The organism is Pseudomonas sp. B34(2017) (genome assembly GCF_002112915.1).
Classification (GTDB): domain Bacteria; phylum Pseudomonadota; class Gammaproteobacteria; order Pseudomonadales; family Pseudomonadaceae; genus Aquipseudomonas; species Aquipseudomonas pharyngis.
In genome coordinates, this window is record NZ_NEJA01000004.1 from 346,607 (window position 1) to 363,557 (window position 16,951).

A 16,951-nucleotide genomic window follows, 5' to 3' on the forward strand; every position below is an offset into this window, starting at 1 on the left:
CATGGCCAAATCCCTTCTGATTATCAGCCGTCAATCGCCGTGGTCCGGTCCCGGCGCCCGCGAAGCGCTGGACATCGTGCTGGCCGGCGGCGCCTTCGATCTGCCGATCGGTCTGCTGTTTCTCGACGACGGCGTGTTGCAACTGGCGGCCGGGCAAAACGCCAAGGCACTGCAGCAGAAAGACCTGAGCGCCAACCTGCAAGCGCTGCCGATGTTCGGCGTCGAAGAGCTGTTCTACTGCGCCGACAGCGCCAGTATTCGCGGCCTCGGCGATCGTTCGCTGGACGAGGCGCAGCCTTTGGCCGCCGAGCAAATCACCGCCCTCATTGACCGTTACGACCAGGTGATCACCCTCTGATGTCGACTTTGCATGTGTTGTCCCACTCCCCGTTCGGCGACGAACGCCTGACCAGTTGCCTGCGCCTGCTCGGTTCTGCCGATGCACTGTTGCTGTCTGGCGATGCCGTTTATGCGCTGCAGCCTGGCACCGCGCCGTTCAGTGCGCTGGAAATACGTCAGGTGAAATTGTTCGTGCTGGCCGAAGACGCGCAAGCCCGTGCCGTGCAGGTTCCGGACTGGGCCGAAGCCATCGATTATCCGGCCTTCGTCGAGCTGTCGATCCACCACGACAAGGTCAACAGCTGGCTATGAATGCGTTGACCATCGGCGCCCGCGCCATTGAACTGGACAAGGACGGCTTTCTGGTCGACCTCAACGACTGGTCGGCCGAAGTCGCCAGCGCCCTCGCCGCTGCCGAAGATATCGAACTGAGCCCGGAACACTGGGAAGTCCTCGAATTGCTGCGCAGCTTCTACGCCGAATTCCAGCTGTCACCGGCCACCCGGCCGCTGATCAAGTACACCGCACTCAAGCTCGGCGCGGAGAAAGGCAACAGCCTGCACCTGAACCGACTGTTCAAAGGCACCCCTGCCAAACTCGCCGCGAAACTGGCGGGCCTGCCCAAACCGACGAATTGCCTATGACCGACTATCCAGCGCTGACCCTCGAAACGCCCGCCGAGCATCCATTCGCCCAGTTCGTGCGCATCCTCGGCAAGGGCAAGCGCGGTGCCCGCGACCTGACCCGCGAGGAAGCCCGGCAAGCCATGGGCATGGTCCTCGACGAAGCGGTCGAAGAAACCCAGCTCGGCGCGTTCCTGATGTTGCTGCGGCACAAGGAAGAAAGCGCCGAGGAGATGGCCGGTTTCACCGAGGCCCTGCGCGAGCGCTTGCAGGCCCCGGCGCTGAACGTCGATCTGGACTGGCCGACTTACGCCGGCAAGAAGCGTCACCTGCCGTGGTATCTGTTGGCCGCCAAGTGCCTGGCGCAGAACGGCCTGCGCATTTTCATGCACGGCGGCGGCGCACACACCGCCGGGCGCTTGTACTCCGAACAATTGCTCGGTGAGCTGAACATTCCGCTGTGCCGCAACTGGCAACAAGTCGGCGCGGCGCTGGACAACGGTGGTCTGGCGTTCATGCCGCTGGTGGACTGGGCGCCGCAATTGCAACGGATGATCGACCTGCGCAACACCCTCGGCCTGCGCTCGCCGATTCACTCACTGGCGCGGATTCTCAATCCGCTGGGCGCGCGTTGCGGCCTGCAGAGTATTTTCCACCCCGGCTATCAGGCGGTGCACCGCGATGCCAGCGGCCTGCTCGGCGACACGGCGATCGTGATCAAGGGCGACGGCGGCGAGATCGAGATCAACCCGGATGCCGACAGCCACTTGTACGGCACCACCGGCGGCGAGAGCTGGGACGAGGAATGGCCGCAGCTGTCGGCGCAGCGTCACGTCAAACCGGCGTCGCTGGATATCGAGCATTTGAAGGCCGTTTGGCGCGGCGATGTGGTCGACAGTTACCCGCAAATGGCGTTGATCTCGACCATGGCGTTGGCGCTGCGCGGCCTCGGCCAAAGCCGTGAACAGGCTTTTGAAACCGCGGAGCAATACTGGGCCGCGCGGGATAAATCGATTTAACCGATCATTAACGCCCGATCTTTGCGCTTTTTGTTCGAACTCATCGGAATAGACTCAACTCCAACGAATTATTGGTTTCTGGAGTCTTGATCATGGGTTTACTCGTCGACGGCCGCTGGCAGGACAAGTGGTACGAAAGCAGCAAGGACGGCGCGTTCCAGCGCGAACAGGCGCAGCGCCGCAATTGGGTCACTCGCAATGGCGAGCCGGGCCCGAGCGGTGAAGGCGGTTTTGCCGCCGAAGCCGGGCGTTATCACCTTTACGTTTCCCTCGCCTGTCCGTGGGCCCATCGCACGCTGATCCTGCGCAAGCTCAAAGGCCTGGAAAGCCTGATCGACGTTTCCGTCGTCAGCTGGCTGATGCTGGAAAACGGCTGGACCTTCGATCAGAACCTCGGTTCGACCGGCGACAAACTCGACCATTTCGATTTCATGCACCAGCGCTACACCGCCGACACCGCCGACTACACCGGCCGCGTCACCGTGCCGGTGCTGTGGGACAAAAAGCTCAAGCGCATCGTCAGCAACGAATCGGCGGAGATCATCCGCATGTTCAACAGCGCCTTCGATGACTTGACCGGCAACGATCTGGACTTCTATCCGGCGCCATTACGCAGTGAGATCGATTCGCTGAACGAGCGGATCTACCCTGCCGTGAACAACGGCGTGTACCGCGCCGGGTTCGCCACCTCACAGAAGGCCTATGAAGAAGCGTTCGATGATGTATTTGCCGAACTGGATCATCTGGAGCAGGTGCTGGGCGCCAACCGTTATCTGACGGGCGAATACCTGACCGAGGCGGACGTGCGCTTGTTCACCACACTGATTCGTTTCGACGCGGTGTACCACGGGCACTTCAAATGCAATCTGCGGCGGATCAGCGATTATCCGAATCTGTCGAACTGGCTGCGGGAGATGTACCAGTGGCCGGGCGTTGCCGAGACCGTGGATTTCCAGCACATCAAGAACCACTACTACGGCAGCCACAAGACCATCAACCCGACCGGGGTTGTGCCGAAGGGGCCGAAGCAGGATTTCACTGTTGCCCATGACCGGGACCGGTTGGGCGGGAAAGGGGTTTGGCGCAGAGGTTGAGAGCAGGATCGTTCCCACCGCGTGGGAACGATCCTTTCAGAGTCGTCAGATTTGACCCTGAGCGCCCTCGAACCACGCCAGTTTCTCGCGCAATTGCACCACTTCGCCGACGATCACCAGCGTCGGCGCATGCACTTCATGCTCCGCCACCAGCCGCGGCAGATCGGCCAGCGTGCCGGTGAAGACCCGCTGATTGACCGTGGTGCCCTGCTGGATCAGCGCTGCCGGGGTATCGGCCGCACGACCATGCTTGATCAACTGCTCGCAGATGATCGGCAATCCCACCAACCCCATGTAGAACACCAGCGTCTGAGCCGGCGCGACGAGGTCCGACCACGGCAGATCGGTCGAACCGTCCTTCAAGTGCCCGGTGACGAAACGCACCGACTGAGCGTAGTCGCGATGAGTCAGCGGAATCCCGGCATATGCCGCGCAACCGCTGGCCGCCGTGATCCCCGGCACCACCTGGAACGGGATGCCGTGGGCCGCCAGTTCCTCGATCTCTTCGCCGCCACGGCCGAAGATGAACGGATCCCCGCCCTTCAACCGCACCACACGCTTGCCGGCCTTGGCCAGATCCACCAGTTGCTGGTTGATCTGATCCTGCGGCACGGCGTGATCGGCGCGACGTTTGCCGACGTAGACACGCTCGGCATCGCGGCGGCACAGCTCAAGAATCGCCGGAGCCACCAAGCGGTCGTACAGCACCACATCGGCTTGCTGCATCAGGCGCAAGGCGCGGAAGGTCAGCAGATCCGGATCACCCGGCCCTGCGCCCACCAGATACACCTCACCGGTCGTAACCATGGCTTCGCCGTCAATCTTGGCTTGCAGCAAACGTTCGGCTTCGGCGCCCTGTCCTGCCAGTTGCCGGTCGGCGATCGGCCCCTGGAACACGTCTTCCCAAAAACCGCGACGTTGCTGCACATCGGGAAACAGGCCTTTGACCTGATCGCGAAACCGCGCGGCCAGACCGGCCAGATGGCCGTAGGTCGAAGGAATCCAGGTTTCGATCTTGGCGCGGATCAGCCGGGCCAGCACCGGCGCATCGCCGCCGCTGGAGACCGCGATGATCAGCGGTGAACGATCGACGATTGCCGGAAAGATCACGCTACACAGCGCCGGCGCATCGACTACGTTGACCGGCACGCAGCGCCGATGGGCATCGGCGGAAACTTGCGCGTTCAACGCTTCGTCGTCGGTGGCGGCAATGATCAGCCCGCAACCGTCCAGATCCGTTTCGGCGTAGCCACGCAGCAGGCATTCGCCACCGCTGGCGGCGACCAGTTCGCGCAGTTGCGCTTCGATTTCAGGTGCGACCACCCGCAGCAGCGCACCGGCATCGGCCAGCAGGCGGGATTTGCGCAAGGCAATCTCCCCCCCACCGACGACCAACACACGACTGCCGCGCAGGTTGTGAAACAGCGGCAGATATTTCATTTAGCCGATGACCTCAAGGCCACCCATGTACGGCTTCAGCACGTCCGGCACACGGATCGAACCGTCGGCCTGCTGGTAGTTTTCCAGCACGGCCACCAGGGTACGTCCGACCGCCAGACCGGAACCGTTCAAGGTGTGCACCAGCTCAGGCTTGCCGGTTTCCGGGTTGCGGAAACGCGCCTGCATGCGGCGGGCCTGGAAATCGCCGCAGTTGGAGCACGACGAGATTTCGCGGTATTTGTCCTGGCTCGGAATCCACACTTCCAGGTCGTACGTCTTGACTGCGCTGAAGCCCATGTCGCCAGTGCACAGCGCCAGGGTGCGGTAAGGCAGCTCCAGCAGTTGCAGGACTTTCTCGGCATTGGCGGTCAGGCTCTCGAGCGCTTCCATCGATTTCGACGGCTCGACGATCTGGACCATCTCGACCTTGTCGAACTGGTGCTGACGGATCATGCCGCGAGTGTCACGACCCGACGCGCCGGCTTCGCTGCGGAAGCACGGAGTGTGGGCAACGAACTTGATCGGCAGCTGTTTCGAATCGACGATTTCACCGGCCACGATGTTGGTCAGCGACACTTCGGCGGTCGGGATCAGGTACAGATCGGCTTCGCCTTCGCGCGCGATCTTGAACAGGTCCTCTTCGAACTTCGGCAGTTGACCGGTGCCTTGCAGCGCCGGGGCCTGAACCAGATAAGGCGTGTAAGCCTCTTCGTAGCCATGCTCGGTGACGTGCAGGTTGATCATGAACTGCGCCAGTGCGCGGTGCAGACGGGCAATCGGGCCGCGCAGCAGGGCGAAACGTGCGCCGGACAGCTTGGCGGCGGTTTCGAAGTCGAGCCAGCCGAACTTCTCGCCCAGAGCCACGTGGTCCTGAACCGGGAAATCGAAGGCGGTCGGCGTGCCCCAGCGACGCACTTCGACGTTGCCGTCCTCGTCTTCGCCAACCGGTACCGATTCGTGCGGCAGGTTCGGAATACCCAGCAGGATCGAATCCAGTTCGGTCTGGATCGCGTCGAGCTCGACTTTACCGGCGCTCAGTTCGCCCGCCATGCGCTCGACGTCCGCCATCAGCGGCGCAATGTCTTCGCCGCGCTGCTTGGCCTGACCGATGGATTTGGAACGCGCGTTACGCTCAGCCTGCAGTGCTTCGGTGCGGGTCTGGACGGTCTTGCGCTGTTCTTCCAGCGCTTCGATGCGCGCGACATCCAGGGCAAAGCCACGGGAAGCCAGGCGGTCCGCTACGTCCTGGAGGTTGCTACGTAACAGTTTGGAATCGAGCATCTCGGTTTCTCGTTATCAAAGTTTGGTCAGGGACAGGCCAGCCCAGGTCGCGAGCAGCCCGCCGAATACGCTGATGGCCGCATAGCCCAGGGCCAGCGGCACTTGCCCGCTTTCCAGCAGGCGCACCGTATCCAGTGAAAAGGATGAAAATGTCGTCAGCCCCCCGAGGAAGCCGACCATCAACCCGGCACGTACCTCGATCGGTACTTCCGGGCGTATCAAAAACAGGCCGTACAACACGCCAATCAGCAGACAGCCCACGATATTAACGGCCAGCGTCGCGGTATAGAAGTGCCGCGGCCAATTGGCGTTGACCCAATTGCCGGTAGCGAAGCGCAACAAAGTGCCGGCAATCCCGCCGACGGAGACTGCAACAATCAATGGAACCACTATTTTCTCCGCTGCCGGGGGCTTAAACGATCAAGTTGGGCGAGGTGGTTGAGCTTTTCGCCGATCTTTAATTCCAGGCCACGGGGCACCGGTTGGTAGAACGGAATCGGGTCGAGTTCTTCCGGGAAATAGTCTTCGCCGGCAGCGTAAGCGTCCGGTTCGTCGTGGGCATAACGGTATTCGTCGCCGTAGCCCAATTGCTTCATCAATTTGGTCGGCGCATTGCGCAGGTGCAGCGGCACCTCCAGCGAGCCGTGTTCGGCGGCGGCGCGTAGCGCAGTCTTGAAGCCCATGTACACGGCGTTGCTTTTCGGCGCACAGGCCAGATAGGTGATGGCCTGCGCCACTGCCAACTCACCTTCCGGGCTGCCGAGGCGTTCCTGCACTTCCCACGCCGCCAGGCACAGGCTCAGGGCGCGAGGATCGGCGTTGCCGATGTCTTCGCTGGCCATGCGCACCACCCGCCGGGCCAGGTACAGCGGATCGCAGCCGCCGTCGATCATTCGCGCAAACCAGTACAGCGCGCCGTCCGGATTGGAACCGCGCACCGATTTGTGCAGCGCAGAAATCTGGTCGTAGAACGCTTCGCCGCCCTTGTCGAAACGCCGGCGAGTGTCGCCGAGCAGGCTTTGCAGCAGCTCGGTGCCCATCTCGCTATTGTCTTCGGCCAGGTCCGAGGCGTTTTCCAGCAGGTTCAGCAGACGCCGGCCATCGCCGTCGGCGGCGGACAGCAGCATCTGGAAGCCTTCATCACTGAGGGTCAGATGTCGCTTGCCCAGGCCACGCTCTTCAGTCAGCGCGCGGTGCACCAACTTGCGCAACGCCGCTTCGTCGAGGCTCTTGAGTACGTAGACCCGCGCGCGCGACAGCAATGCGTTGTTCAGTTCGAACGAAGGGTTTTCGGTGGTGGCGCCAATGAAGATCAGGGTGCCGTCTTCAACGTACGGCAGGAAGGCGTCCTGTTGAGACTTGTTGAAGCGGTGCACTTCATCGACAAACAGGATCGTGCGCTTGCCGTACTGGCCGGCCTGCTGCTTGGCGATTTCCACCGCCTGACGGATCTCCTTGACCCCGGCCAGCACCGCCGAAACCGTTTCGAAGTGCGCATCCGAGACTTCCGCCAGCAACCGCGCCAACGTGGTTTTGCCCACGCCCGGCGGGCCCCAGAAGATCATCGAATGCAGGGCACCCTGCTCCAGCGCCTCGCGCAGAGGCTTGCCGCGAGCGAGCACGTGTTCCTGACCGACGTACTCATCCAGATTGGTCGCCCGCAAACGGGCGGCCAGTGGCTGGGCAATCGGTGCACTGCGAAACAGATCCATCACGTACCGTTGAAACCTCTGTGTTTATTCCTGGATCACATCGGCACCCTTGGGGATGTCGAACTTGAATTTCGAGGCCGGGACCGCTTCGTTGGCCTTCACACCGGTAAACAGGATGTTGGTGCGCTGGCCGACGCTGTCGATCAGTTGCATGTCATTGACCAGACCGTTGCGGAACGACAGGCGCAGACTGTCGAACAGCGTGTCCTTGGTTTTCGGCTTCAGGGTGAAGTCGATCACGCCACCGGCCTCTTTCGCGGTGATGTCAAAGCTCTGGCTGATCTTCGATACGTCGCCAGACAGCAACAGCGCCGGGGTCTGGGTCAGGCGCTCATCGAGCTTCTTGATAGTGGCCTGCTCCAGGTCCGGGTCCCACAGCGTGACTTTCTTGCCGTCGGACACCATGGTCTGCTCGGCTGGCGCATTGGTGTGCCAGTAGAACAGGCCCGGACGCTGCAGGGTCATGTCGCCGGTGGTTTCCTGCAACTGGGTGCCGCTGCCGTCGAGGGTCAGCTGGGAAAAATTGGCGGTCAGGGTCTTGGATGTTTCGAGCAATTGGGTCAGGCGAGCCACATCCTTGTCATCGGCGTGAGCCGTGAGGGTGGTCAGAGCCAGTACCGGCAGCAACATGCGGATAAGACGCATGGGAGTCCTCTTGAATACTCGTGGGAAAGTGGACGGCGCTTCATGCACCGCCCATTGCATTTGGATCAGGGTATCGAATCAGTCGCGTACCGGGCCAGGGGCCAGGACTTCGCGGGAACCGTTGGTGTTCATCGACGTCACGACCCCGGCCATTTCCATGGCTTCGATCATGCGCGCGGCACGGTTGTAGCCGATCTTCAGCTTGCGCTGTACAGCGGAGATGGAGGCGCGACGGCTTTCCAGCACGAACTGCACGGCTTCGTCGTACAGCGCGTCGGCTTCCGGATCGTCGCCGTCACCGCCGCCGCTGCTGCCTTCGAAACCACTGCCCGCCTCTTCGACACCGTTGAGGATGTCGTCGTTGTATTCCGGCGCGCCGCGCAGTTTCCAGGCTTCAACCACCCGGTGAACTTCATCGTCGGACACGAATGCGCCGTGAACCCGGATCGGCAGGCTGGTGCCCGGCGGCATGTAGAGCATGTCACCGTGGCCGAGCAGTTGCTCGGCGCCGCCCTGGTCGATGATGGTCCGGGAGTCGATCTTGCTCGATACCTGGAACGCCATCCGCGTCGGGATGTTCGCCTTGATCAGACCGGTGATCACGTCCACCGATGGCCGCTGGGTCGCAAGAATCAGGTGGATACCGGCCGCACGCGCCTTCTGGGCGATACGGGCGATCAATTCTTCTACCTTCTTGCCGACGATCATCATCATGTCGGCGAATTCGTCCACGACCACGACGATGGTCGGCAGCTTCTGCAACAGCGGTGCTTCGTCGTGGATGCTTTCGCGTTTGTACAGCGGATCGCTCAGCGGCTCGCCGGCGTCTTGGGCTTCCTTGACCTTGGCGTTGAAGCCGGACAGGTTTCGCACGCCCATCTTCGCCATCAGCTTGTAGCGACGCTCCATCTCGGCCACGCTCCAGCGCAGGGCGTTGGCGGCGTCTTTCATGTCGGTCACGACCGGGCACAACAGGTGCGGGATGCCTTCGTAGATCGACAGCTCGAGCATTTTCGGGTCGATCATGATCAGCTTGGCGTCGTCCGGGCCAGACTTGAACAGGATCGACAGGATCATCGCGTTCACGCCCACCGACTTACCGGAACCGGTAGTACCGGCCACCAGCAGGTGCGGCATCTTCGCGAGGTCAGTGATGACCGGTTTGCCGCCGATGTCGTGGCCCAGGGCCAGGGTGACCGGCGATTTGAAGTTGTCGTACTCAGGGGTCGACAGCACTTCAGAGAAGCGCACGATCTGCCGGTCTTCGTTGGGAATTTCGATGCCGACCGTGGTCTTGCCCGGAATCACTTCCACCACCCGCACACTGGTCACGGCCAGCGAACGTGCAAGGTCTTTCGCCAGGTTGGCGATACGGCTGACCTTCACGCCCGCAGCAGGCTGGATTTCGTAACGGGTAATGACCGGGCCCGGATGGATCGAATCCACGGTGACTTCGACGCCGAATTCCTTGAGTTTGATCTCCAGCAAATGGCCGACCGCCGCCAGGGATTCGGGCGAATAGTTGAGTTGTTTCTTTTCCGCAGGATCGAGAATCGAGATCGGTGGCAAGGTGCCTTCCACGGCGCTGTCGACGAACAACGGCACCTGCTTCTCTTTCTGCACGCGCTTGCTTGGCTCCGGCGCCTTGACCGGGGCCGGGGCGATGACCGGCGGCACCTGTTTCTCACGCTCGGACATGTGCTTGCTCAGGGCCTGTTCGCGCTCGATCAGACGTTCCTTGACCTTGGCCTGTTCGCGTTTGTCGGTGACCGTCGGTGCAACCACGTCATGCACGCGATCGTCGACTTCACGCAGCTGCGCGACCAGTTGCTTGCGCTCGGTACGAGCCGACCACCAGCGGTTTAGCGCGCCCTGGAACAGTTCGAACAGGTCAAGCGTGATCTTGCCAGTGATGTCCATCACCTTGAACCACGACAGGTCGGTGAACACCGTCAGGCCGAACAGGAACAGTGCGATGAACAGCAACGTGCTGCCCTGAATGTTCAGGGCGTTGCGGGCCAGATCACCGAGGCTTTCACCCAGCGCACCACCCGCGCCGGCCGGCAATCCGGTGGCTGCATGGAAATGAATGTGCGCCAGCGCAGCGCCGGACAACACCAGAAACACCAGACCGATCAGGCGCCAGGAAAACAGCCAGCCGCTCCACTGCCACGGCTCGTGACGCTGACGGAAGATCTGATACGCCTTGATCGCCAGCAGCAACGGGAATATGTACGCGAAGTAACCCAGCACCATGAACAGGATGTCGGCGCTGTAGGAACCGGCAGGGCCGCCGAAGTTCTGCACGTCGTCGATCTTGCTGTTGTGGCTCCAGCCCGGATCGTCCTTGCCGTAAGTCAGCAAGGCCATCATCAGGAACAGGCACAAGGCGCCGATGGCGATCAATGCACCTTCCTTGAGCCGGTAGTGCAGCTGTTGACGCCATAGCGGAACGACTGTTTTTGGTGCTTCCGTGGATTTCTTCAAAACGCTTCTTTTCCTGCGCCAGAGGCGCGTCCATCTATTGAATGACGATAAAAAACTGCCCAATCCAGGCAGGTAAAAAAATTGACGGGCGCAACGGAGACTACTTTTAACACTGCGCCCCGCCTTTTATAAACACGGCACGCGGCGAATATTCTGTAACAGCCCGGCATTGTACGGGTTTGCGCGTTCGATGCCATGCTTCCAGGTCTCTGGTTCAAGCATAGCCAAACGCACAACACCCGGCGTTCAATTTGAGCATGCATTGTCTTTTGTGACAAAGGCTTATGAGGTGTATTTGATGAACGTAGCGAAGCATTCGCGCCTCATCTCCCCTGAGTGCCACACATTGGCATCGGCAACCTTGCCCGCACCGGTGCAACGCCCGATTACGACCGCATCCGGATGCTCAAGTTGCAGCTACGCAAAAGCCGCACTGCAACGGAGGACATCCGCGTCATTTCCCGGCACACTTTACCGCGAGCCCACTGCCCACCGCCCTCCCCTTCTGCAAGCCTGGACGCCATGCTGACTTGGTTACAACGCAACTCACTGACTTTCCCGCCACTGGAAAAGGCCATGCGCGATCCCAACGGATTGCTGGCGGCCGGCGGAGACCTGTCCGCCGATCGCCTGATCCAGGCCTATCGCCATGGCTGCTTTCCATGGTTTTCCGAGGGTCAGCCGATTCTCTGGTGGTCGCCGGATCCGCGCACCGTGCTTTTTCCCGACGAACTGCACGTCTCGCGCAGCCTCGGCAAATTGATGCGCAAACAGCGTTATCAAGTGACTTTCGATCAGGATTTCGACGCCGTGATCCGCGCCTGCGCCGCCCCCAGGGAATACGCAGACGGCACCTGGATCACCGAGGCGATGCAGAACGCCTATATCGAACTGCACCGGCGCGGCTTTGCCCACTCGGTGGAAGTCTGGGATCAGGGCGAACTGGTCGGAGGCCTGTATGGCCTGGCGATGGGGCAACTGTTCTTCGGTGAGTCGATGTTCAGCCGTGCGGACAATGCTTCCAAGTACGGCTTTGCCACGCTGGTGCAACATCTTAAGGAAGCGGGCTTCGTGCTGATCGACTGCCAGATGCCGACCGATCACCTGCACAGCCTTGGCGCCCGGGCCATTTCACGGCAGACATTCGCCGACTATCTGGCCCGGCACCTCGATCAACCCAATCATGCGACCTGGGTTTGCTGAGCGACTTTTGCGCGCGTGGCTTACACTTAATTCACCAGCTTACCCTTGAGGGTTGATCATGACCGAGTTGGCGCGTTTGAAGTTTTATGCCACTCAGCCTCACTCTTGCAGTTATCTGCCCGAGGAACAGGCGACGACCCTGTTTCTCGATCCGAGCCAGCCCATGGATGTGCATGTCTACGCAGATCTGTCAGAAATGGGCTTTCGTCGCAGCGGCGATCATCTTTACCGCCCGCATTGCCAGAACTGCAATGCCTGCGTGCCTGCGCGCATTCCTGTGGCGCAGTTCAACCCCAACCGCCAACAAAAACGCATTTTCAAGCGCAACATCGATTTGCAGGTACGTCCGGTCAAGCCGGCGTTCAGCGAAGAATATTTCGATCTCTATCAGCGCTACATCGAACAGCGCCACGCCGACGGCGACATGTATCCGCCCAGCCGCGATCAATTCTCGACTTTTCTGGTACGCGACCTGCCCTTCTCACGCTTCTACGAGTTCCGGCTCGACGGACGGTTACTTGCAGTCGCCGTCACCGACCTGCTGCCCAACGGCCTGTCCGCGGTCTACACCTTTTACGAGCCGCAGGAAGAACGCCGCAGCCTGGGGCGCTACGCCATCCTCTGGCAAATCGCCGAAGCCCAGCGCCTGGGGCTTGAGGCGGTTTACCTGGGCTACTGGATCAAAAACTGCAAAAAGATGAACTACAAGACCCAATATCGGCCCATTGAACTGCTCATTAATCAGCGCTGGGTCATCCTGAACTGAATGCAAACCCTAAACCCTTGGCGTAAACCCCATTTTTCGGGCACAATGCACGCCGCTTTTGCCTGGCGCAGTTGCACCGGGCCATTCATTGGATACCGAGGGCTTTACTGCATGTCGAAAGAAGACAGCTTCGAAATGGAAGGCACTGTCGTCGACACCCTGCCCAACACCATGTTTCGTGTGGAGTTGGAAAATGGGCACGTCGTAACCGCGCATATTTCCGGCAAGATGCGCAAGAACTACATTCGTATTCTTACCGGTGACAAAGTGCGCGTCGAGCTGACGCCCTATGACTTGAGCAAAGGGCGTATTACTTACCGCGCTCGCTAATCAAGACAATACAAGACGCCCGGCTTAATGCCGGGCGTTTTTGTTTGTCTGGGATTTGGTGTTTTGGGTTTGTGCTTGAGTTTTGGGGGTATATCCGTTGCTGCGGTAACGGCTTCTCAGGGTTCCGCCCTTACGGCGGGTCACTTTTTCCAAACGCCGAAAAAGTAACCAAAAAGGCTGAGCCCCGGCGTACGGCACTTCGCTTAGGCTCAGTGTTCCCTCGCTACGGTGTCCATCAGGGGGCATCGCCTACGGTTTGCTTCGCTGCACCTCCTCTCGATGTATGCGGCTGCGCCGCACGGCGCTGCGCGCCTACCCCCTGATGGACACCTACGCTCGGCCTGCCGAAGGGGCAAAAAATCAAAAGCCAAAGCCAGATCAAGAGCCCCCACTCCTCACCACGCAACACGATGAGCGTTAGCTCGAGTACCGCTTTTGATCGCAGGGCCCGTCGGCAGGCTGAGTGGAGGGATTGATCCGGGGGTGGGAGCGCAGCGACCGTGCGGCGCAGCCGCATGCATCGAGAGGAGGTGCAGCGAAGCAAACCGTAGGCGATGCCCCCGGATCAATCCCGGAGCGAAGGAACCCGAGCCACAGCGAGGGCCGTACGTCAGGGTAAAGCCTTTTTGGTTACTTTTTCGGCGTTTGGAAAAAGTGACCCGCCGTAAGGGCGGAACCCTAAGAAGCCGTTACCGCAGCAACGGATATACAAACAAAACCCGAGGAAACACCCAAAACAAAAAAAGGCGCCCGAAGGCGCCTTTTCGCTTTACAGCCAAGCCAGCCGTCAAGCCATTTCTGCAGTGGTCTCGAAGTCAAACGTCAACTCACCATCCTTGATGTCGATGTGAACCACACCGCCATGCTCGGCCAGCTCGCCAAACAGAATCTCCTCCGCCAGCGGACGCTTGATCTTGTCTTGGATCAGACGCGCCATCGGACGAGCGCCCATGGCCGAATCGTAACCACCGGCCGCCAGCCAGCTGCGCGCCGCATCGGTAACTTCCAGAAGCACACGCTTGTCTTCCAGCTGCGCCTGAAGTTCGGTGAGGAACTTGTCCACCACGCTCTTGATAACCTCATGACTGAGGCGACCAAACTGAATGATGGTATCCAGACGGTTGCGGAATTCCGGCGTGAAGCTCTTCTTGATCACTTCCATCGCATCGGACGAGTGGTCCTGATGGGTGAAACCGATCGAAGCACGTGCCGCTGTTTCAGCACCGGCGTTGGTGGTCATGATCACGATCACGTTGCGGAAGTCCGCCTTGCGCCCGTTGTTGTCGGTCAGCGTGCCGTGATCCATCACCTGCAGCAGCAGGTTGAAGACTTCCGGATGCGCCTTCTCGATTTCATCGAGCAGCAATACGCAATGCGGTTGTTTGGTGATCGCTTCGGTCAACAGACCGCCCTGGTCGAAACCGACGTACCCCGGAGGTGCACCGATCAAACGCGATACGGTGTGGCGCTCCATGTACTCGGACATGTCGAAGCGCACCAGTTCGATCCCCAACGCCTTGGCCAATTGACGCGCGGCTTCGGTTTTACCGACACCGGTCGGCCCTGCGAACAGGAACGAACCGACAGGCTTGTCAGGCGACTTGAGGCCGGCACGGGACAATTTGATCGCAGTCGACAGCGAATCGATCGCCGCGTCCTGACCAAACACCGTCAGCTTCAGGTCACGCTCCAGATTACGCAGCAGTTCCTTGTCGGAGCTGGTGACGTGCTTCGGCGGAATCCGCGCGATCTTCGCCACGATGTCCTCGACTTCAGGGACTTCGATGCGTTTCACGCGCTTCTCGACCGGTTGCAGACGCTGGTAGGCGCCCGCCTCGTCGATCACGTCGATAGCCTTGTCCGGCATGTGCCGGTCATTGATGTAGCGCGAAGCCAGTTCCGCAGCGGCGCGCAGCGACTCATCGCTGTATTCGATGTTGTGGTGCTGTTCGAAACGCCCTTTCAGACCGCGCAGGATACCGATGGTGTCTTCCACCGACGGCTCGACAACATCGACCTTCTGGAAGCGACGCGCCAGGGCGCGGTCTTTTTCGAAGATGCCACGGAATTCCTGGAACGTGGTCGAACCGATGCAGCGAATGTCGCCAGACGACAGCAGCGGCTTGAGCAGGTTCGAGGCATCCATGACGCCACCGGACGCAGCACCCGCACCGATGATGGTGTGGATTTCGTCGATGAACAGGATCGCCTGCGGACGTTTTTTCAGTTCGTTGAGCAGCGCCTTGAAGCGCTTCTCGAAATCACCGCGATACTTGGTGCCCGCGAGCAGAGCGCCCAGATCGAGGGAGTAAACGACGCTGTTGGCCAGCAGGTCCGGCACCTGGTTGTCGACAATGCGCTTGGCCAGGCCCTCGGCGATCGCGGTTTTACCCACGCCCGCCTCGCCGACCAGCAGCGGATTGTTCTTGCGACGACGCGCCAGAATCTGCGCGACACGCTCGACTTCCGTTTCACGCCCGACCAGCGGATCGATCCGGCCCTGGCGTGCAAGTTCGTTGAGATTGCTGGCATAAGCGTCCAGCGGATTGCCTGAAGAAGAAGACTCACCGCCCTCATCGTCCTGCATATCTTGTTCACCTTCAGAGTGATCGCCATGCCCCGGCACTTTGGAAATGCCGTGAGCGATATAGTTGACGACATCAATGCGTGCAACGCTCTGCTGTTTCAGCAGGAACACCGCCTGACTCTCTTGCTCACTGAAGATTGCAACCAGCACGTTGGCGCCGGTTACTTCGCGTTTGCCCGAGCTCTGCACATGAAAGACAGCACGTTGCAGTACACGCTGGAAGCCCAGGGTTGGCTGGGTTTCGCGATCCTCGTCGTGAACGGGAATCAGTGGCGTGGTGGAGTCAATGAACTCCTGCAGGTCGTGCTTGAGTTTGTCGAGGTTTGCGCCGCAGGCACGCAATACGGTGGCGGCAGCCTCATTGTCCAATAGGGCCAGCAGCAGGTGTTCGACGGTCATGAACTCATGACGTTTCGAACGTGCCTCCTTGAAGGCAAGATTGAGGGTGACTTCGAGCTCGCGGTTTAACATAGCTTCACCTCATACCCAAGTGGTCGGCGATTAACCGTCCTTCTCGATTTCACAGAGTAGCGGATGCTGGCTTTCCCTGGCGTACTGGTTGACCTGCATGGCCTTTGTCTCGGCGATGTCGCGGGTAAACACTCCACATACTGCCCGCCCTTCTGTATGGACGGCCAGCATGACCTTGGTCGCCAGCTCGCGATTCAGGTTAAAAAACACCTCGAGCACTTCGACGACGAAATCCATCGGTGTGTAGTCATCATTGAACAAAACCACCTTGTACATCGGCGGCGCCTGTAACGCAGGCTTTGCTTCCTGAACAGCAACGCCTGCCGAATCGTCGTCGTGCTCCTGTGGAAGATCCTTTTGGAGAAGCGGGCGATCCTGATTGAATGTTAGTCGAATCTGGCTGATTGCATGCATGGAAAGAAAGGTTCGTCAGTTGTGCAAATACAGTGGTGGGGGCGGCTTGACACGTTTTCAACTCCGACTGCCCGGTCACCTTGACTATCGGGAAAACGGTGTTACAACCAATAGAACCCACAGTGGGGAAAAAAGATCCGCGGAGTCAATCTTTTTAACGGATTCGACTGCGGATGAATTGGATGATACTCCAGCGATGGAGACTGTTGCAGAGGGATTTGAGCATGGCTGTCGGCAAGGTGAAATGGTTCAACAATGCCAAGGGGTTCGGTTTCATCAACACCGACGCCCGCGAAGGGAAGGACGAAGACGGCAAGGAGATCGATTTCTTTGCCCACTATTCCGCCATTGAAATGGACGGATACAAAACCCTCAAAGCCGGGCAAATCGTCAAATTCGAGATCGTGCAAGGGCCCAAAGGCCTGCACGCCACAAAAATTCAGAATGTCGAAGCCGCAAAAGATGCCGCCTCGGCCGCTGCTCGGCACCAGTCAGTGACCAGCTGAAGCGACCTGGACACCTGCCGGAAAACAAACCGCC

The 16,951-nt window shown here is 60.0% G+C and carries 17 protein-coding genes; 9 read left to right on the forward strand and 8 right to left on the reverse strand.

The window, feature by feature from the left end:
* Nucleotide 1: 1 nt before the first annotated feature.
* From tusC to CAF80_RS15055, 5 genes are all read left to right on the forward strand, one after another.
* Complete coding sequence (tusC, locus tag CAF80_RS15035; RefSeq protein ID WP_085667539.1) at nucleotides 2-358, forward strand: sulfurtransferase complex subunit TusC; 357 nt, start codon at nucleotides 2-4, stop codon at nucleotides 356-358.
* Entirely contained in the window at nucleotides 358-651 is a 294-nt protein-coding gene (gene tusB, locus CAF80_RS15040; RefSeq protein ID WP_039767396.1) for a sulfurtransferase complex subunit TusB, read from the forward strand. The genes tusC and tusB overlap by 1 nt, the downstream gene beginning before the upstream one ends.
* Nucleotides 648-983 carry a TusE/DsrC/DsvC family sulfur relay protein gene (locus CAF80_RS15045; protein WP_039767398.1) on the forward strand — a complete coding sequence of 112 codons (336 nt, stop codon included), beginning with the start codon at nucleotides 648-650 and terminating at the stop codon, nucleotides 981-983. Before tusB ends, CAF80_RS15045 begins: the two co-directional genes overlap by 4 nt.
* Nucleotides 980-1,981 carry a glycosyl transferase family protein gene (locus CAF80_RS15050; protein ID WP_074688932.1) on the forward strand — a complete coding sequence of 334 codons (1,002 nt, stop codon included), beginning with the start codon at nucleotides 980-982 and terminating at the stop codon, nucleotides 1,979-1,981. The genes CAF80_RS15045 and CAF80_RS15050 overlap by 4 nt, the downstream gene beginning before the upstream one ends.
* Before the next feature lie 92 nt (nucleotides 1,982-2,073).
* Nucleotides 2,074-3,075, forward strand: a complete 1,002-nt coding sequence (locus CAF80_RS15055) for a glutathione S-transferase family protein (protein ID WP_085667538.1) — start codon at nucleotides 2,074-2,076, stop codon at nucleotides 3,073-3,075.
* 45 nt (nucleotides 3,076-3,120) lie between these two features.
* On the opposite strand, the gene cysG is transcribed toward CAF80_RS15055, so the two are convergent.
* The 6 genes from cysG to CAF80_RS15085 all read right to left on the reverse strand — a co-directional run bounded on the left by cysG (nucleotide 3,121) and on the right by CAF80_RS15085 (nucleotide 10,640).
* A complete protein-coding gene (gene cysG, locus CAF80_RS15060) occupies nucleotides 3,121-4,515 on the reverse strand; it encodes a siroheme synthase CysG (RefSeq protein ID WP_074688936.1) in 1,395 nt (464 codons plus the stop codon).
* Complete coding sequence (gene serS / locus CAF80_RS15065; protein ID WP_074688938.1) at nucleotides 4,516-5,796, reverse strand: serine--tRNA ligase; 1,281 nt, start codon at nucleotides 5,794-5,796, stop codon at nucleotides 4,516-4,518. It abuts the gene before it with no gap.
* Nucleotides 5,797-5,811: 15 nt separating this feature from the next.
* Complete coding sequence (gene crcB / locus CAF80_RS15070; RefSeq protein ID WP_007958188.1) at nucleotides 5,812-6,186, reverse strand: fluoride efflux transporter CrcB; 375 nt, start codon at nucleotides 6,184-6,186, stop codon at nucleotides 5,812-5,814.
* Entirely contained in the window at nucleotides 6,186-7,508 is a 1,323-nt protein-coding gene (locus tag CAF80_RS15075) for a replication-associated recombination protein A (protein ID WP_007958186.1), read from the reverse strand. Before CAF80_RS15075 ends, crcB begins: the two co-directional genes overlap by 1 nt.
* Nucleotides 7,509-7,532: 24 nt before the next feature.
* Nucleotides 7,533-8,153: an outer membrane lipoprotein chaperone LolA gene (lolA, locus tag CAF80_RS15080; protein ID WP_011334944.1), complete on the reverse strand. Its 621-nt coding sequence runs from the start codon at nucleotides 8,151-8,153 to the stop codon at nucleotides 7,533-7,535.
* A gap of 78 nt (nucleotides 8,154-8,231) precedes the next feature.
* Nucleotides 8,232-10,640, reverse strand: a complete 2,409-nt coding sequence (locus CAF80_RS15085; RefSeq protein ID WP_011334945.1) for a DNA translocase FtsK — start codon at nucleotides 10,638-10,640, stop codon at nucleotides 8,232-8,234.
* 522 nt (nucleotides 10,641-11,162) lie between these two features.
* Between CAF80_RS15085 and aat the strand changes: the two genes are divergently transcribed.
* The 3 genes from aat to infA all read left to right on the forward strand — a co-directional run bounded on the left by aat (nucleotide 11,163) and on the right by infA (nucleotide 12,939).
* Nucleotides 11,163-11,843, forward strand: a complete 681-nt coding sequence (gene aat, locus CAF80_RS15090) for a leucyl/phenylalanyl-tRNA--protein transferase (RefSeq protein ID WP_085667537.1) — start codon at nucleotides 11,163-11,165, stop codon at nucleotides 11,841-11,843.
* A 58-nt stretch (nucleotides 11,844-11,901) separates the two neighbouring features.
* A complete protein-coding gene (locus CAF80_RS15095; protein WP_007958178.1) occupies nucleotides 11,902-12,609 on the forward strand; it encodes an arginyltransferase in 708 nt (235 codons plus the stop codon).
* A 111-nt stretch (nucleotides 12,610-12,720) separates the two neighbouring features.
* A complete protein-coding gene (infA, locus tag CAF80_RS15100) occupies nucleotides 12,721-12,939 on the forward strand; it encodes a translation initiation factor IF-1 (protein ID WP_002553999.1) in 219 nt (72 codons plus the stop codon).
* A gap of 787 nt (nucleotides 12,940-13,726) precedes the next feature.
* On the opposite strand, the gene clpA is transcribed toward infA, so the two are convergent.
* Both clpA and clpS read right to left on the reverse strand, forming a co-directional pair.
* On the reverse strand, nucleotides 13,727-15,997 hold the full coding sequence (gene clpA, locus CAF80_RS15105) for an ATP-dependent Clp protease ATP-binding subunit ClpA (protein ID WP_007951436.1): 2,271 nt from the start codon (nucleotides 15,995-15,997) through the stop codon (nucleotides 13,727-13,729).
* Between the two features lie 30 nt (nucleotides 15,998-16,027).
* Nucleotides 16,028-16,411, reverse strand: coding sequence for an ATP-dependent Clp protease adapter ClpS (clpS, locus tag CAF80_RS15110; RefSeq protein ID WP_011334948.1), 384 nt, complete (start codon nucleotides 16,409-16,411; stop codon nucleotides 16,028-16,030).
* 224 nt (nucleotides 16,412-16,635) lie between these two features.
* On the opposite strand from clpS, the gene CAF80_RS15115 reads away from it, so the two are divergent.
* A complete protein-coding gene (locus tag CAF80_RS15115; protein ID WP_039767406.1) occupies nucleotides 16,636-16,917 on the forward strand; it encodes a cold shock domain-containing protein in 282 nt (93 codons plus the stop codon).
* The last annotated feature ends 34 nt before the right edge of the window (nucleotides 16,918-16,951 follow it).